Consider the following 20,655-nt stretch of genomic DNA (forward strand, 5'->3'; position numbering starts at 1 on the left):
TGTCACCTCCGCGTCACGCGTCTGTCATCGGGACGGGTTAAGGTGGGCGGCGTTGTGCGGCATTCGACTGTGCCGTTGCATTCGCAAATAGGTCTATACGTCTAAATAATGTGGAGCCCTCCATGACGCTGAACACCCTCGCCGCCGCCGTCGGCCTCGCCTTGGCCGCCACCGCCGCCCAGGCCGCCACGCTGACCGTCTACACCGCGCTCGAAGCCGACCAGATCAAGCCGTACAAGGAAGCGTTCGAGAAGGCCAACCCGGACGTCGAGCTGCGCTTCGTGCGCGAGTCGACCGGCATCATCACCGCCAAGCTGCTGTCCGAGAAGAACAATCCGAAGGCCGACGTGGTGTGGGGTCTGGCGGCGACCAGCCTGCAGGTGCTGGCCGACCAGGGCATGCTGCAGCCGTACGCGCCGAAGTCTCTGGCGTCGATCACGCCGGCCTTCCGCGACCGGGCGAATCCGCCGCGCTGGGTCGGCATGGACGTGTGGGCCGCGACGATCTGCTTCAATACCGTCGAGGCGGCGAAGAAGGGCCTGCCCAAGCCGCAAAGCTGGATGGATCTGACCCGTCCCGTCTACAAGGACCAGATCGTGATGCCGCACCCGGCGTCTTCGGGCACCGGCTTCCTCGACGTGTCGGCCTGGCTGCAGATGTTCGGCGACAAGAAGGGCTGGGACTACATGGACAAGCTGCACGTCAATATGGCGCAGTATGTCCACTCCGGCTCCAAGCCGTGCAAGATGGCCGCCGCCGGCGAGTACCCGATCGGCATCTCGTTCGAATACCGCGGCGCGCAACTGAAGGAGAAGGGGGCGCCGATCGACCTGGTGTTCCCGAAGGAGGGGCTGGGCTGGGACCTGGAGGCGACGGCGATCGTCAAGGGCACCAAGCAGCTGGCCGCCGCGCAGAGGCTGGCCGACTTCGCCGCCAGCCGTCCGGCGATGGAGCTGTACGAGAAGAACTACGCCGTCCTCGCGATGCCGGGCGTCGCCAAGCCCAACCCGCTGCTGCCGGCCAACTACGAGAAGCAGCTGGTGAAGAACGACTTCACCTGGGCCGCCCGGCACCGCGACGCGATCCTGAAAGAGTGGTCGCGCCGCTACGAGAGCAAGGCCGAGGCCAAGTAAGCCGATAACGTTGGCCGAGCCGGCGGCGCGCGCCGCCGGCCGTTTGCCCAAGCCGGCCGTCGGTCGCACGCGGCTTGGGCAAACGCGATCCGCCATTCTGGAGTTCCCCCCCGCATGAAACCCGACGACGCCTTCCTGTCGGCCGCGCCGCACCTCGCGGTCGCCGGCCTCTCGCGCCGTTACGGCGCGTTCACCGCGCTCGACGACGTGTCGCTCGCCATCCGCAAGGGCGAGTTCGTCTGCCTGCTCGGCCCCTCGGGCTGCGGCAAGACGACGCTGTTGCGCCTCGTCGCCGGTCTCGACACGCCGGACGCCGGCCGCGTGCTCGCGCACGGCGCCGACATCACGCGGCTGCCGCCGGCGCGTCGCGATTACGGCATCGTGTTCCAGAGTTACGCGCTGTTCCCCAACCTCTCGGTCGCCGACAACATCGCCTACGGCCTGACGCCGCGCCGCGAGCGCGCGCGCCACCGCGAGCGGGTGCGCGAGCTGTTGGAGCTGGTCGGCCTGCCCGGCGCCGAGGACAAGTACCCGGCGGCGCTGTCGGGCGGACAGCAGCAGCGCGTCGCGCTGGCCCGCGCGCTGGCGACCTCGCCGGGGCTGCTGCTGCTCGACGAGCCCTTGTCGGCGCTCGACGCGCGGGTGCGCGACAAGCTGCGCGACGAGCTCAAGCGGCTGCAGAAGAAGCTCGGCGTGACGACGCTGATGGTCACCCACGACCAGGCCGAGGCGCTGGCGATCGCCGACCGGGTCGTCGTGATGAACGCCGGCCGCATCGAGCAGGTCGGCACGCCGTCCGAGATCTACCGCCAGCCGGCGAGCCGCTTCGTCGCCGAGTTCGTCGGCGAAGCGAACTGGCTGGCTGCGCGGCGCGTGGCCGACGACGTGGTCGAGGTCGGCTCGCACCGGCTCGTGCTCGGCCAGGCCTTGCCGGCCGGCGACGCCTTTTCGCTGTTCGTGCGTCCGGAAGACGTGCTGGTGCGCGAGCGCTGGCAGGCCGCGCCGAACACGCTGTTGGCGCGCGTCGCCGACGTCGCCTTCGCCGGCGCGCTGACGCGGCTCAAGCTCGCGCCCGAGGGCATGCCGGGCGTGACGCTGACCGCCGAGCTGTGCCCGTCGATGCTGTCGCGCCAGACCGTCGTGCCCGGCCAGATCGTGCCGGTCGCGCTGCCGGCCGAGCGGCTGATCGCCTACCCGGAGGGCGCGCGATGCTGAACATGCCCGCCCGCCGGACCGACGGCGCCGGCCCGGCCCGGCCCGCGTCCGGCCCCGACCTGGAAGCGCTGCTCGGCCGCATCCTGCCGCTCGTCTGGGTCGCGGCGCTGCTGCTCGCGATCGCTTTCCCGCTGATGGCCATGCTCGGCCGCGCCTTCCTCGCCGCCGACGGCGGCTTCGTCGGTCTGGCGCACTTCGCCGAGGTCGCCGGCTCGCCGGGCCTGGTGCGCGCGGCGCTGAACAGCTTCGCGGTGTCGGCCGCGGCGACGCTGGTCGTCGTGCCGCTCGCCTTCGGCTTTGCGTTCGCGCTGACGCGCACCGCGACCTGGGGGCGCGGCGTCTTCCGCCAGGTCGCGCTGCTGCCGCTGCTGGCGCCGTCGCTGATGCCGGCGATCTCGCTGGTTTACCTGTTCGGCAACCAGGGCCTCTTGAAGGACTGGGTCGGCGGCAGCGTGTACGGTTTCTGGGGCGTGCTCGCCGGCGAGGTGTTCTACACCTTTCCGCACGCCTTCCTGATCCTCGCGACCGCGCTGGCGGCCTCGGATGCGCGCCTGGCCGAGGCCGCGCGCGTGCTCGGCGCCGGACCCGTGCGGCGCTTTTTCAGCGTCACCTTGCCGGCGGCGCGCTACGGTCTGGTGTCGGCGGCGCTGGTGGTGTTCACGCTGGTCGTCACCGACTTTGGCGTGCCCAAGGTGGTCGGCGGCGACTTCAACGTGCTGGCGGTCGAGGCGTTCAAGCAGGTGATCGGCCAGCAGAACTTCGAGCGCGGCGCGGTGGTCGGGCTGATGCTGCTCGTGCCGGCGCTGTTGACCTTCGGCGTCGAGCGCCGTCTCGCGCGCCGCCAGGCGGCGGCGCTGTCGGCGCGCGCGGTGCCCTTCGCGCCGTCGCGCCGGCGCGGCGTCGACCTCGCCGCCTTCGCCGGACTGACGCTGGTGTCGTTCGCCATCGTGTCGCTGCTGGCCGTCGGCGTCGCCGCGTCCTTGCTCGCCTATTGGCCGTACGACCTGTCGTTCACGCTGGCGCACTACGACTTCAGCGGCGTCGACGGCGGCGGCTGGTCGGCTTACGTCAACAGCCTGACGCTGGCGACGGCGTCGGCGCTGGTCGGCGCGCCGCTGGTCTTTCTCGGCGCCTACTGGACCGAGAAGCTCAAGGCGGCGGCCGGCGTCGCGCCCGTCCTGCGCGCCTTCGCGCTGTTGCCGATGGCGGTGCCGGGCCTGGTGCTCGGCCTCGGCTACGTGTTCTTCTTCAACCATCCGGCCAACCCGCTGCGCGGCCTCTACGGCGGCATGGCGCTGATGGCGGTGTGCACGGTCGCGCACTTCTACACCACCGCCCACCTGACGGCGGCGACGGCGCTCAAGCAGCTGGACGCCGAGTTCGAGGCGGTCGCCGCGTCCTTGAAGGTGCCGTTCTGGGTGACCCTGTATCGGGTCACGCTGCCGGTGTGCACGCCGGCGCTGATCGACGTCGCGCGCTTCTTCTTCGTGTCGGCGATGACCACCGTGTCGGCGCTGATCTTCCTGTACAGCCCGGACAGCAGCGTCGCGGCGGTGGCCCTCGTCACGATGGACGACGCCGGCGACACCGCGGCGGCGGCGGCGATGGCGACGCTGATCGTCGCGACCTCGGCGGCGGTGTCGCTGGCGCTGTCGGCGCTCGAAGGGGCGGTTTCGCGCCGCAAGGCGCGCTGGAAGAGCCGGTAAAGGGCCGTTAAAGGGCCGGGCGGTCGACCGCGCGGCCAGCGTTGTCGAGCTGGCTCAGAGCAGCAGCGCGCCGGCGAACACCGCCAGCATCGCGAACGCGCAGCCGATCTTGGCGACGGTGCCGACGATGAAGCCGGCGAAGGTGCCGATGCCGACCCTGCCGGCCTGATAGAGGTCGCGCCGCGCGAGGAACTCGCCGACGCCGGCGCCGACCAGCGGGCCGAGGATCAGGCCGGCCAGACCGAAGAAGACGCCGACCACGCTGCCGATCAGCGCGCCCCACAGCGCCTTGCGGCTCGCTCCGCTCATCTTGGCGCCGAGCAGGCCGGCGACGAAGTCGACCGCGAGGCCGACCGCGGTCAGGACGCCGAGCACGACCAGCGCGGTGGCGCCGATGAGCTGGAAATTGCCGACCCAGCCGGCGAGCGCGAAGCCGGCTAGCATCAGCGGCAGGCCGGGCAGCGCAGGAAACACCGTGCCGGCGAGACCGAGCAATACGAGAACGGCGGAAAGTGCGTAGAGGGCGATGTCCAAGGCGAAGGCTCCGGGCAGAAAAAAGACGGGCGCGCGGCGCGCCCGTCTTTAGGGGGAAATGGGGTGGCCGAGTTCCGGCCGGCGCCTAGCGCGCGTATTCGGCCAACAGCACGTCCTGCGCGCAGCGCGGGCGGGCGCGGCTGGCGCGACGCCGGTAGCTGCCGTCCGGCTGCATTTCCCAGGCGTTGACGTTGTCCTCGAGGTAGAGCTTGAGGCCTTCCTTGATCAGGCGGCGCTTGATCTTCGCGTCGACGATGGGCACGCAGGTTTCGATGCGGCGGAACAGGTTGCGGCCCATCCAGTCGGCGCTGGCGATCAGCACGTCTTCGTGCTTGTCGTTGAAGAAGTAGAACACGCGCGTGTGCTCGAGGAAGCGGCCGACGATGGAGCGCACACTGATGTTGTCCGACAGCCCCGGCACGCCGGGCCGCAGCGCGCACACGCCGCGCACGATCAGCTGGATCTTCACGCCGGCCTGGCTGGCCTTGTAGAGCGCGTGGATGATCTGCGGCTCCAGGAGCGCGTTCATCTTGGCGATGATCTGCGCCGGGCGGCCGGCGGCGGCGTGCTCGGCCTCGCGCTCGATCGCGGACAGCAGCATCGAATGCAGCGTGAACGGCGACTGGTAGATCAGCTTGAGCTTGCCGGCGCGCCCGAGGCCGGTCAGTTGCACGAAGATGTCGTTGACGTCGCTGGCCAGCTCGTCGTTGCAGGTCAACAGGCCGAAGTCGGTGTAGAGCCGCGCGGTGCGCGGGTGGTAGTTGCCGGTGCCCAGATGCACGTAGCGCTTCAGGCCGCCTTCCTCGCGGCGCACCACCATCAGCATCTTGGCGTGCACCTTGTAGCCGAACACGCCGTAGACGACGTGCGCGCCGGCGTCCTCGAGCCGGCTGGCCCAGCCGATATTGGCCTCCTCGTCGAAGCGCGCCATCAATTCGACCACCACGGTGACCTGCTTGCCGGCGCGCGCGGCGGCGAGCAGCGAGTCCATCAGCACCGAGTCGGTGCCGGTGCGGTAGACGGTCATCTTGATCGCCACCACCTGCGGGTCGGTCGCCGCGAGGTTCAACAGGTCGATCACCGGCTGGAAGCTCTGGTACGGGTGGTGCAACAGGATGTCGCCACGGGCGATCGCGTCGAACAGATTGCTTTTCTTCGCGACGGCGGCCGGCAGGCTTGGCTCGAACGGCGCGAACTTGAGGTCGGGGCGGTCGATCAGCTCGGGCACCTGCATCAGCCTGACCAGGTTGACCGGTCCGTTGACGCGGTAGACGTCGAGCTTCTCGAGCCCGAACTGGCCGGCGAGGAATTCTTCCATGTGCTCGGGGCAGGTGTCGGCGATCTCCAGCCGTACCGCCTCGCCGAACTGGCGGTGGCGCAGTTCGCCCTGCAGCGCGGTGCGCAGGTTCTTCACGTCCTCGTCCTCGACCGTCAGCTCGCTGTTGCGGGTGACGCGGAACTGATAGCAGCCCTTGACCGCCATGCCGAGGAAGAGCTCGTGCACGTGGGCGTGCAGGATCGACGACAGGAAGACCAGCGTGTCGCGGCCGTCGGTTAGTTCGGCCGGCAGCCGGATCACGCGCGGCAGGATGCGCGGCGCCTGCACGATCGCGATGCCCGACGCGCGGCCGAAGGCGTCGCGGCCTTCGAGCTCGACGGCGAAGTTCAGGCTCTTGTTCAGGAGCTTGGGGAAGGGGTGCGAGGGGTCGAGCCCGATCGGCGTCAGGATCGGCATCAATTCGCGGAAGAAGTAGGCGCGGATCCAGTCGCGCTGCGCGTCGTTCCACTCGGCGCGCCTGAGGAACACGATATCCTGCTCGCGCAGCGCCGGCAGCAGCACCTCGTTGAGCACCTGGTACTGCTCGCGCACCAGCGCGTGCGCGGCGTTCGAGACGCGGGTGAGCGCCTGACGCGGCGTCAGCCCGTCGGGCAAGAGGCGGTTCGGGTTTTCGGCGACGTTGTCCTTGAGCCAGGCGACGCGCACCTCGAAGAACTCGTCGAGGTTGGACGATACGATGCACAGGAACTTGAGCCGCTCGAGAAAGGGCAGGCTGGCGTCTTCCGCCTGCGCGAGCACGCGGCGGTTGAACTCGATCAGCCCGAGTTCGCGGTTGAGCAAGAGTTCGGTCTGGGCTACTTGGGTCATGGCAATCTGCTCTGGGCGAAGGCACTGAGCGGAGCGTCGCGTAGCGGCGCTCGGCTCAGGACTCTCGCGGCGCGAAGACGACAGAGCCCTCGCGAAGGAGGGCTCTGTCGGTCGATCAGGCGGACGGCGGCGTGTAGCCTTCCGGCACGTCGGCGCCCTGGCCGAAGAAGTAGGCGTCCAGCTGCTGCGCGAGGTACTGGCGTGCGCGGCTGTCGGCGAGGTTCAGGCGGTTCTCGTTGATCAGCATGGTCTGATACTTGAGCCAGCCTTGCCAGGCTTCTTTCGAAACGCTTTCAAACACGCGCTTGCCGAGTTCGCCCGGCAGCGGCGGGAAATCGAGACCCTCGGCTTCGCGGCCGAGCTTGACGCAGTGAACGGTACGAGCCATTGCACTTCCTTCGTTGAGGTGAAACAGGATAGCGGAATATTGTGTCATACAGATGACACGTCATCCAGACCGCATGGCGCGACCAGGAGGCGACGTCATCGAGCAGATGGGGGCGATGCGCCGTGGTGCAAGCGGCAAGGGGGCTTGGCCGAGCCCGTTCACAGCGTCTTGATGAACACCTTCGAGCGGCGCTGGAAGTTGTAGCACTCCTGGCGCTCCATCGGCAGCTCGGACAGCGGCGCGGCGACGAAGCCGCGCTCGACGAACCAGTGCGCGGTCTGCGTCGTCAGCACGAACAGGCGCGCGATGCCACGGCGGCGCGCCTGGTTCTCGACGTAGCGCAGCAGCATTTCGCCGAAGCCGGCGTCGCGCCGCTCGGCGCTGACCGCGAGGCAGGCGAGCTCGGCCATGCCGGATTCGGGAAAGGCGTGCATCGCGACGCAGCCGCAGATGCGGCCGTCGTGCTCGAGCAAGGCGTACTGACCGATTTCCATTTCGAGCACTTCGCGGCTGCGCTTGACGAGGATGCCCTGTGCCTCCAGCGGGGCGATCAGGCCGATCAGGTCGCCGACGTCCTCGATGGTCGCGGTGCGGATGCGCACCAGCGGGTCGCGCGCGACCATGGTGCCGCTGCCGTAGTCGGTGAACAGCTCGGTGAGCAAGGCGCCGTCTTCGTCGCGGCTGACCAGGTGCACGCGCGACACGCCCTCGCGCGTGGCGCGCACCGCGCACGGCAGGTAGGCGCTCGCTTCTTCGGACAGGCCGCCGGCCTCGAGCGCGGCGTCGACTTCGCCGGCGTCGAGCGTGCTGACCACTTCGCCGTTCCGGGTGATCACGCTGTCGTCGGCGATGAAGAAGATCAGCTTTTCGGCGCGCAGCGCGATCGCCGCCTGCGTCGCGACCTCTTCCATCGTCAGGTTGAACGCCTCGCCGGTCGGCGAGTAGCCGATCGACGAGATCAGCACCAGCTCGCCGGCCTCGAGCCGGTGGCGGATGCCGTAGTTGTCGATCTTGCGCACGTGGCCGGTATACAGCATGTCGACGCCGTCGAGCACGCCCAAGGGCTGGGCGGTCAGGAAGTTGCCGCCGCCTATCCTCAGGTGGGCGCCGTGCATCGGCGAGTTGGGCATGCTCATCGACAGCGCCGCCTCGATCTCGTAGCGGGTTGCGCCGACCGCCTGGCGCACCACGTCCATCGTCGCCGGGTCGGTCACGCGCCGTTCGCGGTGGAAGGTCTGGCGCAGGCCGTGCTGGGCGGCGAGCTTCTCGATCTGCGGCCGCGCGCCGTGTACCAGCACGATGCGTGCGCCGAGGCTGGCCAACAGGTTGATGTCCTGCGCGAGGCCGGGCACGCGGCCGGCGGCGACGGTCTCGCCGTTGACGGCCAGCACGAAGGTCTTGTCGCGGAAGGCGTTGATATAAGGGGCCGCTTCGCGGAAAGACAGCACGAATTCACGGGACAGCATGGCAGCGGGCAGGGGTAAGGAAATCCGGGCAAGGGTAGCAGGAAAGGGGGCCGCGTGCAGCCCGGGCCGGCTAGCGGTAGTGGCGCGACTCCTCGGGCGTCGTGTCGTCGGCGTCGCCGTGCGGATGGTGCTGGTAGACGACGCTGTAGGCGTCGCGCGGCTTGGTCTCGACCGGCGGCGTCTCGAGGTTGTGCAGTTGCACGTCTTCGCGGTAGGCGGCCAGCGTCAGCCGTGCCTGCTGCAACAGGCTGTCGTCGGGACGGAAGCCGGCGGCTTCGAGTTGGCCGAGCAGTTCGCCGAGCGTGTGCTCGGGCAGCCGGTAGCGCAGCCGCAGCCGCTGGCCGTCGGCCTCGGGCGAGGCGGCGACGCCCGGCAGCGAGTTCAGCAGCGCGGCGGCGGCGGCGGCGTCGATCCCGGCGGCGAGCGCGATCGAGCGGGTCTTCGTCAGTTCGTCGTGCGGCATGGCGGCGGCCTTCTCGCGGGAAAAAGAACGGGGCCGGCGTCGACCGGCCCCGTGTCGTGGGCGCTCAGTTCGCCTTCTTGCCCAGTATTTGCTGCGCCTTGAGGATGTTCAAGGCCTGGCCGAGCTGGAAGTCGGTCTTCGGATTCGGGTCGCGCGGATTGACCTCGGACTTGTCGTCCTTGCCGTCGCCCTTGGGCGCGTTCTTGTCGTCCTTGGGCGGCTCGATGCGGCGCACCGGGCGCGCCGGCGCCTTGTCGTCGCCGTTCGGGTTGTTCAGGTGGTTCTCCAGGTCGGCCTCGCGCACCCTGAGCGCGCTCTCGGCGGCGGTCAGCTTGCCGTCCTCGACGATCACGTCGGGGGTGATGCCCTTGGCCTGGATCGAGCGGCCGCTCGGCGTGTAGTAGTGCGCGGTGGTCAGCTTGATGCCGCCGGCGTTGCCGCCCAGCGGCAGGATGGACTGCACCGAGCCCTTGCCGAAGGTCTGCGTGCCGACCAGTACCGCGCGCTTGTGGTCCTGCAAGGCGCCTGCGACGATCTCGGACGCCGACGCCGAACCGGCGTTGACGAGCACGACCAGCGGCAGCGACTTGACGTCGGCCGGCAGCGCAGCCAGCGGGTCCTTGCCCGGGCTGCGGGTGTAGCTTTGCGGGATCGCGGTCAGCCGCATCTTCGCGTCGTCGGCGCGGCCCTCGGTGTAGACGACCAGCGCGCCCTTGGGCAGAAACACCGACGAAACGCCGACCGCGCCGGTCAACAGGCCGCCCGGGTCGTCGCGCAGGTCGAGAATCAGGCCCCGTAGCGGCTTCTGGTTGTCGCGATACAGCGTCTGGATCGCCTCGACCAGGTTCTCGGTGGTGTGCTCCTGGAACTGCGCGATGCGGATGTAGCCGAAGTCCGGCTCGAGCATCTTGAACTTGACGCTCTTGGTCTTGATCACCGCGCGGGTCAGCGTGAAGACCAGCGGCTTGGTTTCCAGCTTGCGCGCGACGGTCAGCGTGACCTTGGTGCCGGGCTTGCCGCGCATCTTCTTGACCGCGTCGGTCAGCGACAGGCCGCGCACCGGCGTCTCGTCGATCTTGACGATCAGGTCGCCGCTCTTGATGCCGGCCTTCTGCGCCGGCGTGTCTTCGATCGGCGCGATCACCTTGACCGCGCCGTCCTCGGCGCCGATCTCGATGCCCAGGCCGCCGAATTCGCCCTGCGTGCCCTCGCGCAATTCCTTGAAGGCGTCGGCGTCCAGGTAGTCCGAGTGCGGGTCCAGCCCCGAGATCATGCCCTTGATCGCCTGGTTGATCAGTTTTTTGTCCTCGACCGGCTCGACGTATTCCTGCTTGATGCGGCCGAACACCTCGGCGAAGGTGCGCAGCTCGTTCAAGGGCAGCGGTGCGACGGCATCCTTCTGCGCCAGCGCCTGCAGGCTGATGGTCAGCGCGCCGCCCGCCAGGGCCCCTGCGGTGACCAGTGCGATTTTTTTCAGCGGCTCTTTCATGTGTCGCGGCTCTCTATCAAGACGGTTGAATCGGGCTCAGCGGGCCCATGACATTGGGTTGACCGGGCGGCCCATATGACGAATCTCAAAGTACAGCCCCGTCTCGCCGCTGTCCAGCGTGCCGGTGGTGCCGAGCGCGTCGCCGGCGCGGATTTCCTGCCCGACGCCGCGCACGATGGCGGACAGCCCGGTGTAGATGGTCAGGTAGTTGCCGCCGTGGTCGAGGATTATCGCGTTGCCGTAGCCGCGCAGCGCGTCGGCGTAGACGACGCGGCCGTCGGCGACGGCGCGTACCGGCTGGCCGGGCGCGCTCTGGATGTAGACGCCTTTCCAGGTCGTGCCCTCGCCGCGCGCGCCGCCGAAGCGGCCGGCCAGCGTACCGGCCACCGGCAGCTTCATGCGGCCTTGCAGGCTCCGGAACGCGCGGCCGCTGGCGCTGGCGTCGGCGACGGTGTCGACCGGCTCCGCGGCGGCCGGCCGGCGCGTGTCCGGCGGCGGCGCCTTGCCGGCCTTCTGGGCGGCGGCGACTTCCTGGCGGCGCTTCTCGTCGGCCTGGCGGCGCGCCAGTTCGCGGGCTTTCTTTTCCTCGGCGGCCTTCTTGGCGGCGGCGATGCGGCGCGCCTCGATCTCGCGGTTGATGCGCGCGATCAGCGCGCTCAGCTGGCGCTCGTCCTCCTTCAGGCGCGCGAGCCGGCTGTGCTGGTTCTCGATCTGACCGGAAAGCGCGCTGACGGTTTCCTCGCGGCTGGCCTTGCTCAGTTCGAGCTGCCGTTTTTCGCGCGCCTTGGCGTCGGCCATCAGGCCCAGTTGGCCGAGCTGCCGCTTGAGCTCGTCGGCCATGCGCGCCAGCTCGGCCTGCCGTGCCGACAGGTCGGCAATCAGCCGCTGCTGCGCGGCGGCGATGTGGCGGTAGTAGGTGAGGTCGCGGCCGGCCTGGTTGGGGTCGCTGGCGTTGAGCATCAAGCGCATCGCGTCGTGCTGGCCGCGCTTGTAGCTTTCGGCCAACATGCGCGCGACGCGCGCCTGCACGCCCTTGACCTGCGTCTGGTTCGCCTCGAGCGCGGCCGACAGTTCGGCCAGCCGTTCGGCCGACTGGCCCTGCTGGCGGCCGAGCGCGGCGAGCGCCTGCCGGGTGGCGGCGAGCGCCGCTTCGGAAGCGGCGATCGCGCTTTGCGCCTGCTTTTTCACCGCTTCCTTCTCGGCGATGTCTTTTTTGACCGAGTCGATTTCCTTGCGCACCGACTGCAGGTCGTTCTGGTGCGGCGCGGGATTCAGAGACGAAGAAGCCGGCGCCGCGTGCGCGGTGCCGGCCATCAGGGCGATCAGGGCGAGTCGTTTCACAGCAGTCGAATGAGCGAGTGTCCCGTCATTTCCGGAGGTTGGGCTAGCCCCATGATAGCCAAAAGCGACGGCGAAATGTCCTTCAGCGCGCCGCCCGGCTCGATTTCGGCCCGGCGCCCGACGTAGAGGAAGGGCACGTGGTTCAGCGTGTGCTGGGTGTGCGGCTGGTCGTGCATCGCGTCGTGCATCATTTCGCAGTTGCCGTGGTCGGCGGTGATCAGCACCTCGCCGCCGGCGGCGAGCATCGCGTCGACGCAGCGGCCGACGCACTCATCGAGCGTCTCGACCGCCTTGACCGCCGCGTCGAACACGCCGGAGTGGCCGACCATGTCGCCGTTGGCGTAGTTGCAGATGATCGCGTGGTAGCGGCGGCTCTCGATCGCGCGGACGATCTCGTCGGTGACCTCGCGCGCGCTCATCTCGGGCTTGAGGTCGTAGGTGGCGACGTTCGGTGACGGCACCAGGATGCGGTCCTCGCCCGGGTAGGGCAGCTCTTCGCCGCCGTTGAAGAAGTAGGTGACGTGCGGGTACTTCTCGGTCTCGGCGATGCGCAACTGGTTGAGGCCCAGCGAGGCGAGGTATTCGCCGAAGCTGTTCTTCAGGCTCTGCGGCGGGTAGGCGACCGGGTTGCGGTAGGCCTCGCCGTACGAGGTCAGCGTCGCGAAGTAGCCGAGTTTGGGCTGGCGCGCGGCGAAGGAGCGGAAGCCCGGGTCGGTCAGCGCGCTGGTCAGCTCGCGCGCGCGGTCGGCGCGGAAGTTCATGAACAGCACCACGTCGCCGTCGGCGATCGGGGCGGCGTCGCCGATGCGGGTCGCCTTGACGAACTCGTCGAGCTCGCCGCGCGCGTAGGCGGCTTCGAGTGCCGCGTGGCCGCTGTCGGCGTTGTACAGGCCCTCGCCGTCGACAATCAGCCGGTAGGCCTGCTCGACGCGCTCCCAGCGCTTGTCGCGATCGAGGCCCCAGTAACGGCCGCTGACGGTCGCCAGGCGCGCGTTCGGGCAGTCGGCGAGCACCGCGGCTAGGCGTTCGAGGTAGAGCGCGGCGCTCTTGGGCGGCGTGTCGCGGCCGTCGAGGAAGGCGTGGACGTAGATCTTGTCGACGCCGGCGGCCTGCGCGACGCGGATCATTTCGTGGATGTGGTTCTCGTGGCTGTGCACGCCGCCGTCGGACAACAGGCCAAGGAGGTGCAGCGCGTGGCCGCGCGCCTTGTCCACCGCCTCGACGATGGTCGGGTTGGAGCCGAAGGTGCCGCCCTCGACGTCGCGGTCGATGCGGGTCACGTCCTGGTCGACGACGCGACCGGCGCCGATGTTCAGGTGGCCGACCTCCGAGTTGCCGAACTGCCCGCCGGGCAGGCCCACATGCTGTTCCGACGCGTCGATCACGCCGTAGGCGTAGTCGCGCTTGAGTCGGTCGAGGTTGGGGGTGTTCGCGTGCAGGACGGCGTTGTCGTCGCCTTCCTCGCGGTGGCCGAAGCCGTCCAGAATCAAGAGAAGAACCGGCTTGATGTCAGTCATGGTGTCGCAGGCAGATGGGTGAGGCCGTCTCGGGCACGATCGCAATATTGTAACCGCAAAGTGCCGCGCCGCGCCGGCCGGAGCTTCCCTAATCCGACATCCGGCGTCGTTCCGGCGCAAGACTTGGGGATAACCATGTTGCACTGCCGCATCAACGCGGCCGCTGCCCGGATTGCTGTCGCGCCGGCGCGCATCGCGGATGCCGCAACGGTCCCGCTCGTGCATCGGCACGGCTGGCCGGGGAACGGCCGGTCGGGGTGGGCCTGCCCGTTTGCGCGGGCGGCGCGCGTCAGAACGGCAGCTCGCCCTGCGCGCCGCTCGAGTGGTCGACGCGTGCGTGCGTGCTGCCCTCGGCCAACCTCAGCGTCACGCGTTCGCCCTGCGCGAGCTGGCCGGGCGATTTGACGGCGCTGCCGTCGGCCTTCTCGACGATCGCGTAGCCCCGCGACAGCACCGCCTCGGGATTCAGCGCGACGAGCGTCGCCTCGTGCTGCGCGAGCGCGAGGCGCTGGCGGGCGAGCCGCTCGACCAGCGCGCGGCGCAGCGCGTGACCCAGACGGTCGAGTTCGCGCGCGGTCTCGGCCGGGCGCGGCCGGCAGCGCGCCAGCCGTGTCTCGGCGGCGCTCAAGCCGCGGCGTGCGCCGGACAGCCTCGCCTCGGCCAACAGCGTCAGGCGCTGACGCGTCGCGGCGAGCCGTTCGCGCTGGCGCGCCAGCTTTTCGCCGGGGTGGGTGAGGCGGCGCGCCAGGTAGTCGAGCTGCTGCGCCTTGTCGGTCATCAGCCGCGCGAGCGCGCGCTCGAGCCGGCGGCGCGCCAGCTCGACCTGGCTCGTCATCTGTTCGCGGCTCGGCGACGCGCGTTCGGCGGCGCCGGTCGGCGTCGGCGCCCTCAGGTCGGCGACGAAGTCGCAGATGGTGAAGTCGGTCTCGTGGCCGACGCCGCTGACCACCGGGATCGGGCACGCGGCGAGCGCGCGCGCGACGACCTCCTCGTTGAACGCCCACAAATCCTCGATGCTGCCGCCGCCGCGGCAGACGATCAGCACGTCGACCTCGGCGCGCGCACCGGCAATACGGATCGCGTCGGCGATTTTCTGCGCGGCGCCGTCGCCCTGCACCGGCGTCGGGTAGAGGACGACCGGGATCGCCGGCGCGCGGCGCTTGAGCGTGCTGAGCACGTCGCGCAGCGCGGCGGCGGCCGGCGAGGTGACGACGCCGATCGCGCGCGGATGCGCCGGAATGGCGCGTTTCTTGGCCTCGTCGAACAGGCCCTCGGCGGCCAGCCGCGCCTTGAGCCGCTCGAAGGCCTCGAACAGCCGGCCCAGGCCGGCCGAGCGCAGCGTGGCGACGTTGATCTGATAGTCGCCGCGCGCCTCGTACAGCGTGACCGTGCCCCGGAGCTCGACCTGCATGCCCTCGGCCAACCTGAGCCCGGCGGCGGCGAGGCGCTGGCGGAACATCACGCAGCGCACCTGCGCGCTGCTGTCCTTGAGCGAGAAGTAGGCGTGGCCCGAGGCGGCGACGGTCAGGTTGGAGATCTCGCCGCCTATCCACACGGCGGGCAGGCCGGCTTCGAGCAGGTCGCGCGCCATGCGGTTGAGGGTGGAAACGCTGATGACGTCGGATTGGGTCGGGGTCGGGAGCATGGGGTGGGCGTTTGTCAAGTCATCCACAGCGGGACGGGGGGTGGAGGCGGCGTGAAACCGTCGGCAGCGCGCGGCGTGCCGCGCGCGGCGTTTCGGCTGCTGTCTTTATAAATCAAGGCTTTGCGCGGCCTGCCTATTTTCTGCGCTGCAGCGAGCGGCGCCGGTGGCGTCGGGCTTCGCCGCGGTTTTCCGCATCTTTTCCACAGCGTTATCCACAGATTCTGTGGGTGGCGTTCAAAAAGTCTTAAAAAATCGATACTTGCCGCGCGCAGTTCGAGCGGAGATCGATCGGCTGTTTCACGGCGCGCGGTTGCGGATGGCGTCGCGAAACCGCTAAAGTCTAACCCGTTTGCACATTCGCGGGAGAAAGCCCTTGTGGTCTATCGTTGAAGCGGCCGGCTGGCCGATCTGGACCATCATCGTCGCGTCGGTCGTGTCGCTGGCCATCATCTTCGAGCGCCTGTTCAGCCTGCGGCGCTCGCAGGTCGCGCCCGAAGGGCTGCTGGCGCAGACGCTGAGCGACTTCCGCGCCGGCGGCTCGCGCACGGCGCTGCTGGACAGGCTCGAGCGCCATTCGCCGCTCGGCCGCCTGTTCGCCGCCGGCGTGCGCAACGTCGACGGCAGCCGCGAGGTGATGAAGGAGGCGATCGAGGACGAGGGCCGCGTCGTCGCGCACCAGCTCGAGCGCTTGCTGACCACGCTGGGCACCATCGCCGCGATGTCGCCGCTGTTGGGCCTTCTGGGCACCGTGATCGGCATGATCGAGATCTTCGGTTCGCAGAACGCGACCGGCACCAACCCGCAGCAGCTCGCGCACGGCATCTCGGTCGCGCTCTACAACACCGCCTTCGGCCTGATCGTCGCGATCCCGAGCATGATGTTCTACCGCCACTTCCGCGCCCAGGTCGACGCGCTGCTGGTCGAGATGGAGGCGCAGGCGGTCAAGCTGGTCGAGGTGCTGCACGGCGAGCGCCACAACGGCGGTCGCTGAGGGTGGGGACGCCATGAACTTCCGCCGCGGCCGCCATCGCGAAGAACCCGAGATCAACTTCATCCCGCTGATCGACGTCTTGCTGGTGATCCTGATCTTTCTGATGGTCACCACCACCTATTCGCACTTTTCCCAAATCGAGGTCAAGCTGCCGTCGGCCGACGTCAGGGCGCAGGACGCGCGCGACAACGCGATCCCGCTCGCCGTCGCCGTCGACGGCAAGGTCGAGCTCGCCGGCCGCACGCTGGCGGCGGGCGAGCGCGACGCGCTGGTCGCCGCGCTCAAGGCCGCCGCCGCCGGCAAGCGCGAGCCGGTGGTGGTCGTCAACGCCGACGCGCGGGCGACCCACCAGGCGGTGGTCGACGTGATGGAGGCGGCGCGCCAGGCCGGCCTGACGCAGCTGACCTTCGCGACGCAGAAGCCGTCGTGAAAGCGCTGATCGAGCGGCACTGGTACCGGCCGCGCCCGTGGTTGGGCGTGCTGCTGGCGCCGCTGGAAGCGCTGTTCGCCGCGCTGTCCGGCCTGCGCCGGCTGGCGTTCCGGCGCGGGCTCGGACGCGTCGACGCGCTGCCGGTGCCGGTGGTGGTGATCGGCAACGTCAACGTCGGCGGCGTCGGCAAGACGCCGCTGACGCTGGCGCTGTTGGCGAGCCTCGCCGAGCGCGGCGTGACGGCCGGCGTGATCAGCCGCGGCTACGGCGGCTCGGCCAACGTTCCGACGCCCGTCGCGCGCGACAGCGATCCGGCGCTGGTCGGCGACGAGCCCTTGCTGCTGGCGCAGGCCGGCGCGCCGGTGTGGGTCGGCCGCGACCGCGTCGCCGCCGGCCGCGCGCTGCTGGCCGCGCACCCCCAAGTTCAGCTGATCCTGTCCGACGACGGCCTGCAGCACTACCGGCTGGCGCGCGACGTCGAGATCGTCGTGCTCGACGGCGCGCGCGGGCTCGGCAACGGCCGGTTGCTGCCGAACGGCCCCTTGCGCGAACCGGCGAGCCGGCTCGCGTCGGTCGACGCGCTGGTGATCAACGGCCCGCCCGACGCCGCCTTGCTGAACAAGCTGCCGGCGGCGCCGGCACGCTTTTCGATGCGGCTCGCGCCGCAGCGCTTCGTCTCGCTCGCCGAGCCGGCACTCACGCGCACGGCGGCCGACTTCGCCGGCCTGCGCGTCGTCGCGCTGGCCGGCATCGGCCACCCGCAACGCTTCTTTGCCACCTTGCGCGCGCTCGGCCTCGCCGTTTCGCGCGAGATCGCCTTTCCCGACCACCACGCCTTCAGCGCCGCCGACCTGCCGGAGGACGCCGACGCCATCGTCGTCACCGCCAAGGACGCGGTGAAGTTGCAGTGCGTCAATCATGTTAAACTGTGGGTCCTGCCGGTGACCGGCGTGGTCGAGCCCGACCTCGCCGACTGGCTGCTCGCCAAACTGAAGCTGCCCTATGGACGCAAAATTTCTCGACATTCTGGTGTGCCCGGTGTGCAAGGGCCCGCTGGTGTATGACAAGGCCCGCCAGGAGCTGATCTGCAAGGGCGACCGCCTCGCCTACCCGATCCGCGACGGCATTCCGATGATGCTCGAGACCGAGGCGCGCGAGTTGCCGCCCGAGGAAGAGGTGAAATGAGCTTCACGGTGATCGTGCCGGCGCGCATGGCCTCCAGCCGCCTGCCGAACAAGCCGCTGGCCGACATCGGCGGCAAGCCGATGGTGGTGCGCGTCGCCGAGCAGGCGCAAAAGAGCGCGGCCGCTCGCGTCGTCGTCGCCACCGACCATCCCGACATCGCCGCCGCCTGCGCCGTCCACGGCGTCGACGCGGTGATGACGCGCGAAGACCACCCGAGCGGCACCGACCGGCTCGCCGAGGCGGTCGCCCGGCTCGGCCTGCCGGCCGACGCCATCGTCGTCAACGTGCAGGGCGACGAACCGCTGCTCGAACCGGCGCTGATCGACCGCCTCGCCGCGCTGATGGCCGCGTGCGACGCGCCGATGGCGACGCTGGTGCATCCGATCCACAGCGCCGCCGAATTCTTCAACCCGAACGTGGTCAAGGTCGTGCTCGACGACGACGGCTTCGCGCGCTACTTCAGCCGCGCGCCGATCCCGTACGCGCGCGACGCCTTCGCCGCGAGCCGCGAGGCGCTGCCCGAGGGGCTGCCGGCCTGGCGCCACATCGGCGTGTACGCCTACCGCGCCGGCTTCCTGCCGGCCTACACCGCGCTGGCGGTGGCGCCGACGGAGCGCTTCGAGGCGCTCGAACAGCTGCGCGTGCTCTGGCACGGCCACAAGATCGCGGTCGCGACGCTCGACGCCGCGCCGCCCGCCGGCGTCGACACGCCCGAGGATCTCGAGCGCGTGCGCGCGCTGTTCGCCGCGAACTGAATAACCACCCAAATAGCAAAAGCACAGACGGAGATTCGCACATGAGACTGATTCTGTTGGGCGCGCCGGGCGCGGGCAAGGGCACCCAGGCCAACTACATCAAGGAAAAATTCGGCATTCCGCAGATCTCCACCGGCGACATGCTGCGCGCCGCGGTGAAGGCCGGCACGCCGCTGGGCCTGGAGGCCAAGGCGATCATGGACGCCGGCGGCCTGGTGCGCGACGACATCATCATCGGTCTCGTGAAGGAGCGCATCGCCGAGGCGGACTGCGCCAACGGTTTCCTGTTCGACGGCTTCCCGCGCACCATCCCGCAGGCCGAGGCGATGAAGGAAGCCGGCGTGAACATCGACTACGTGGTCGAGATCGACGTGCCGGACGCCAACATCATCGACCGCATGTCGGGCCGTCGCGTGCACCTGCCGTCGGGCCGCACCTACCACGTCAAGTACAACCCGCCCAAGGTCGAGGGCCGCGACGACGAGACCGGCGAAGAGCTGGTGCAGCGCGACGACGACAAGGAAGAAACCGTCAAGAAGCGCCTGGCCGTCTACCACGAGCAGACCGAGGTGCTGGTCGGCTTCTACTCGCAGATGGCCGCCTCGGGCGACGCTGCCGCGCCGAAGTACGTGAAGGTCGACGGCACCCAGGCCGTCGAGGCCGTGCGCGACGAGCTGTTCGCCGCGCTGGGCGCCTGATCGCCCGATCCCGCCTCATGCGAAAACGCCCCGCCGATTCGGCGGGGCGTTTTTCTTTGGCGGCGCACCAGGTTTTCGGGCCCAAGGTTGGCCGAGCCGGCTCGGCCAACGTTCAGGCGGCGGCGGCCGGTGCGCGCGTCAGCCATTTCTGCAGCGCCAGCCCGCCGAGGATCAGCGCGAGGCCGACGAAGGTCGACGGGTAGATCGTCTCGCCGACGATGAGGTGGATCAGCGCCAGCGACAACAGCGGCGACAGGAAGATCAGGTTGGCGATGCGCGCGGTGCTCTCGGTCAGCTTCATCGCCATCAGCCAGGCGACGAAGGTCAGCCCCATCTCGAAGGCGCCGACGTAGGCCGCGCCGAGTAAGCCCGATAGCGAAGCTTGGCCGAGCCCGTCGCCGAGCAGGCACCAGACCAAGGCCATAGGCAGCGCGAAGCCGAAGTTGAGCGCCAGGCCGATCACCGGCTCGCGCTCGTCCTTGGCGTTGAAGATCCAGTAGCCGGCCCACAGCAGCGTCGACGCCAGCGCGTAGACGAGACCCTCGAAGTTCGAGAAATGCAGCGCGAGCACCTCGCCGCGCGTCGCGATCACCAGCACGCCGAGGTAGCAGACCAGCGCGGCGACCACGTCGGCGCGGCGTGGCGTCTGCTTCAACAGCGGGATCGCCAGCAGCGTCATCGTCAGCGCCCAGGTGTAGTTGATCGCCTGCGCCTCCTGCGCCGGCAACAGGTCGTAGGCGCGGAACAGTACCAAATAGTAGACGAAGGGGTTGACCGCGCCCAACAGCAGCGAGCGCTTCCAGTGGCGGCGCAGCGCGCAGGCCAGTTCGGGCAGACGGCGCTGCGCGGCGAGCACGCCGAGCAGCACGAGGAAGGACGCGGTCGACGCGTACAGCACCAGCTGCGCCGGCGTCAGGTGCTCAAGGCTGATCTTGAAGGCGGTGGCGACGGTCGACCAGGCGAGCACGGCGGCGAGGCCGTAGGCGTAGGCTTTTCCTTGGCGGCTCAAGGCAGGGCTCCGGTGGATGGGGTTCGGCCCATTCTAGCCGGAACGCGCGGTGGATTGGCGATTGGATACAGTTGCAGGAGGGAGGTGCGCCGGCCGCGCCTGCCGCCGCCGAGAGGGGAAACGGGGCGGGCGGGCCGGCGCTGGGGGACTAGTCGTCGTCGCGGTCGCGCCAGTGGCGGTGCTTCCAGTGCTGGCGGTGTTTCCAGTGGCCGTAATGCCTGGGTGGGTCATAGTCGTAGCGCGAGCGGTAGTAGGGGCGGCGGTCCTCGTAGACCACGCGCCGCTCGATCACCCGCTCGCGGCGGTAGTCGTGGCCGATGCCGGCGCCGACCGCCGCGCCGAGCGCGCCGCCGAGCACCGCGCCGTCGCGGCCGCCGAGCGAGTCGCCGATCGCCGCGCCGGCGGCGCCGCCGAGCGCACCGCCGAGCAGCACCTCGCTGCCGGCATGGGCGCCGAAGGACAGCGGCAGCAGTAGCAGCGCCGCCAGCGGAAGGTGTTTGCGGATCATGGCTTCGACCTCTTTGCATCGTGTTCCGTTTCGATG

20 protein-coding genes are annotated in these 20,655 nt (G+C 69.6%); 9 read left to right on the plus strand and 11 right to left on the minus strand.

Annotated features, from left to right (window positions below; all coding sequences use genetic code 11):
• Positions 1-122 precede the first annotated feature (122 nt).
• From EV683_RS00390 to EV683_RS00400, 3 genes are all read left to right on the plus strand, one after another.
• Positions 123-1,133 (plus strand): putative 2-aminoethylphosphonate ABC transporter substrate-binding protein, encoded by a 1,011-nt coding sequence (locus tag EV683_RS00390; RefSeq protein WP_131861261.1) that lies wholly within the window; start codon positions 123-125, stop codon positions 1,131-1,133.
• Positions 1,134-1,247: 114 nt separating this feature from the next.
• Positions 1,248-2,348 carry a putative 2-aminoethylphosphonate ABC transporter ATP-binding protein gene (locus EV683_RS00395; RefSeq protein ID WP_131861263.1) on the plus strand — a complete coding sequence of 367 codons (1,101 nt, stop codon included), beginning with the start codon at positions 1,248-1,250 and terminating at the stop codon, positions 2,346-2,348.
• Positions 2,342-4,054: a putative 2-aminoethylphosphonate ABC transporter permease subunit gene (locus tag EV683_RS00400; RefSeq protein ID WP_243694689.1), complete on the plus strand. Its 1,713-nt coding sequence runs from the start codon at positions 2,342-2,344 to the stop codon at positions 4,052-4,054. Before EV683_RS00395 ends, EV683_RS00400 begins: the two co-directional genes overlap by 7 nt.
• 54 nt (positions 4,055-4,108) lie before the next feature.
• On the opposite strand, the gene EV683_RS00405 is transcribed toward EV683_RS00400, so the two are convergent.
• The 9 genes from EV683_RS00405 to xseA form a co-directional block, all read right to left on the minus strand.
• On the minus strand, positions 4,109-4,588 hold the full coding sequence (locus tag EV683_RS00405) for a DUF456 domain-containing protein (protein WP_131861265.1): 480 nt from the start codon (positions 4,586-4,588) through the stop codon (positions 4,109-4,111).
• Positions 4,589-4,673: 85 nt separating this feature from the next.
• Complete coding sequence (gene ppk1, locus EV683_RS00410; protein WP_066612427.1) at positions 4,674-6,734, minus strand: polyphosphate kinase 1; 2,061 nt, start codon at positions 6,732-6,734, stop codon at positions 4,674-4,676.
• Between the two features lie 115 nt (positions 6,735-6,849).
• Positions 6,850-7,122, minus strand: a complete 273-nt coding sequence (locus EV683_RS00415) for an oxidative damage protection protein (protein WP_131861267.1) — start codon at positions 7,120-7,122, stop codon at positions 6,850-6,852.
• Between the two features lie 158 nt (positions 7,123-7,280).
• The gene (gene argA, locus EV683_RS00420) at positions 7,281-8,588 is read right to left on the minus strand and encodes an amino-acid N-acetyltransferase (protein ID WP_066612432.1); all 1,308 of its coding nucleotides are present in this window, start codon (positions 8,586-8,588) and stop codon (positions 7,281-7,283) included.
• Positions 8,589-8,658: 70 nt separating this feature from the next.
• Positions 8,659-9,051 (minus strand): hypothetical protein, encoded by a 393-nt coding sequence (locus tag EV683_RS00425; protein ID WP_131861269.1) that lies wholly within the window; start codon positions 9,049-9,051, stop codon positions 8,659-8,661.
• Between the two features lie 64 nt (positions 9,052-9,115).
• Positions 9,116-10,540 (minus strand): S41 family peptidase, encoded by a 1,425-nt coding sequence (locus EV683_RS00430; RefSeq protein ID WP_066612440.1) that lies wholly within the window; start codon positions 10,538-10,540, stop codon positions 9,116-9,118.
• 36 nt (positions 10,541-10,576) lie between these two features.
• A complete protein-coding gene (locus EV683_RS00435; RefSeq protein ID WP_131861271.1) occupies positions 10,577-11,881 on the minus strand; it encodes a murein hydrolase activator EnvC family protein in 1,305 nt (434 codons plus the stop codon).
• Positions 11,878-13,398, minus strand: coding sequence for a 2,3-bisphosphoglycerate-independent phosphoglycerate mutase (gpmI, locus tag EV683_RS00440; RefSeq protein WP_131861273.1), 1,521 nt, complete (start codon positions 13,396-13,398; stop codon positions 11,878-11,880). Before gpmI ends, EV683_RS00435 begins: the two co-directional genes overlap by 4 nt.
• 289 nt (positions 13,399-13,687) lie before the next feature.
• Entirely contained in the window at positions 13,688-15,043 is a 1,356-nt protein-coding gene (xseA, locus tag EV683_RS00445) for an exodeoxyribonuclease VII large subunit (protein ID WP_131861275.1), read from the minus strand.
• 373 nt (positions 15,044-15,416) lie between these two features.
• Between xseA and EV683_RS00450 the strand changes: the two genes are divergently transcribed.
• The 6 genes from EV683_RS00450 to adk are packed head-to-tail and all read left to right on the plus strand — an operon-like array spanning position 15,417 to position 19,102.
• Complete coding sequence (locus tag EV683_RS00450) at positions 15,417-16,034, plus strand: MotA/TolQ/ExbB proton channel family protein (protein ID WP_066612446.1); 618 nt, start codon at positions 15,417-15,419, stop codon at positions 16,032-16,034.
• 13 nt (positions 16,035-16,047) lie between these two features.
• On the plus strand, positions 16,048-16,464 hold the full coding sequence (locus EV683_RS00455; protein ID WP_066612448.1) for an ExbD/TolR family protein: 417 nt from the start codon (positions 16,048-16,050) through the stop codon (positions 16,462-16,464).
• Positions 16,461-17,528, plus strand: coding sequence for a tetraacyldisaccharide 4'-kinase (gene lpxK / locus EV683_RS00460; protein ID WP_066612451.1), 1,068 nt, complete (start codon positions 16,461-16,463; stop codon positions 17,526-17,528). The genes EV683_RS00455 and lpxK overlap by 4 nt, the downstream gene beginning before the upstream one ends.
• On the plus strand, positions 17,467-17,649 hold the full coding sequence (locus EV683_RS00465) for a Trm112 family protein (RefSeq protein ID WP_066612453.1): 183 nt from the start codon (positions 17,467-17,469) through the stop codon (positions 17,647-17,649). The genes lpxK and EV683_RS00465 overlap by 62 nt, the downstream gene beginning before the upstream one ends.
• A complete protein-coding gene (gene kdsB, locus EV683_RS00470; protein WP_131861277.1) occupies positions 17,646-18,404 on the plus strand; it encodes a 3-deoxy-manno-octulosonate cytidylyltransferase in 759 nt (252 codons plus the stop codon). Before EV683_RS00465 ends, kdsB begins: the two co-directional genes overlap by 4 nt.
• A 41-nt stretch (positions 18,405-18,445) precedes the next feature.
• Positions 18,446-19,102 carry an adenylate kinase gene (gene adk, locus EV683_RS00475; protein ID WP_066612457.1) on the plus strand — a complete coding sequence of 219 codons (657 nt, stop codon included), beginning with the start codon at positions 18,446-18,448 and terminating at the stop codon, positions 19,100-19,102.
• A gap of 112 nt (positions 19,103-19,214) precedes the next feature.
• Here the strand turns inward: adk and EV683_RS00480 are convergent, their stop codons facing one another.
• The gene (locus tag EV683_RS00480) at positions 19,215-20,111 is read right to left on the minus strand and encodes a DMT family transporter (protein ID WP_131861279.1); all 897 of its coding nucleotides are present in this window, start codon (positions 20,109-20,111) and stop codon (positions 19,215-19,217) included.
• 148 nt (positions 20,112-20,259) lie between these two features.
• Positions 20,260-20,619, minus strand: a complete 360-nt coding sequence (locus tag EV683_RS00485) for a glycine zipper domain-containing protein (protein ID WP_131861281.1) — start codon at positions 20,617-20,619, stop codon at positions 20,260-20,262.
• Positions 20,620-20,655 lie beyond the last annotated feature (36 nt).

Origin of the sequence: Crenobacter luteus (genome assembly GCF_004345725.1) — a bacterium.
Lineage (GTDB): Bacteria > Pseudomonadota > Gammaproteobacteria > Burkholderiales > Chromobacteriaceae > Crenobacter > Crenobacter luteus.

Bases quoted from the DNA above. Each gene is read 5' to 3' on its own strand.
- EV683_RS00390 (WP_131861261.1), top strand. From the start codon at position 123: ATGACGCTGAACACCCTCGCCGCCGCCGTCGGCCTCGCCTTGGCCGCC.
- EV683_RS00395 (WP_131861263.1), top strand. From the start codon at position 1,248: ATGAAACCCGACGACGCCTTCCTGTCGGCCGCGCCGCACCTCGCGGTC.
- EV683_RS00400 (WP_243694689.1), top strand. From the start codon at position 2,342: ATGCTGAACATGCCCGCCCGCCGGACCGACGGCGCCGGCCCGGCCCGG.
- ppk1 (WP_066612427.1), bottom strand. From the start codon at position 6,734: ATGACCCAAGTAGCCCAGACCGAACTCTTGCTCAACCGCGAACTCGGG.
- EV683_RS00415 (WP_131861267.1), bottom strand. From the start codon at position 7,122: ATGGCTCGTACCGTTCACTGCGTCAAGCTCGGCCGCGAAGCCGAGGGT.
- argA (WP_066612432.1), bottom strand. From the start codon at position 8,588: ATGCTGTCCCGTGAATTCGTGCTGTCTTTCCGCGAAGCGGCCCCTTAT.
- EV683_RS00425 (WP_131861269.1), bottom strand. From the start codon at position 9,051: ATGCCGCACGACGAACTGACGAAGACCCGCTCGATCGCGCTCGCCGCC.
- EV683_RS00430 (WP_066612440.1), bottom strand. From the start codon at position 10,540: ATGAAAGAGCCGCTGAAAAAAATCGCACTGGTCACCGCAGGGGCCCTG.
- gpmI (WP_131861273.1), bottom strand. From the start codon at position 13,398: ATGACTGACATCAAGCCGGTTCTTCTCTTGATTCTGGACGGCTTCGGC.
- xseA (WP_131861275.1), bottom strand. From the start codon at position 15,043: ATGCTCCCGACCCCGACCCAATCCGACGTCATCAGCGTTTCCACCCTC.
- EV683_RS00455 (WP_066612448.1), top strand. From the start codon at position 16,048: ATGAACTTCCGCCGCGGCCGCCATCGCGAAGAACCCGAGATCAACTTC.
- EV683_RS00465 (WP_066612453.1), top strand. From the start codon at position 17,467: ATGGACGCAAAATTTCTCGACATTCTGGTGTGCCCGGTGTGCAAGGGC.
- kdsB (WP_131861277.1), top strand. From the start codon at position 17,646: ATGAGCTTCACGGTGATCGTGCCGGCGCGCATGGCCTCCAGCCGCCTG.
- adk (WP_066612457.1), top strand. From the start codon at position 18,446: ATGAGACTGATTCTGTTGGGCGCGCCGGGCGCGGGCAAGGGCACCCAG.
- EV683_RS00485 (WP_131861281.1), bottom strand. From the start codon at position 20,619: ATGATCCGCAAACACCTTCCGCTGGCGGCGCTGCTACTGCTGCCGCTG.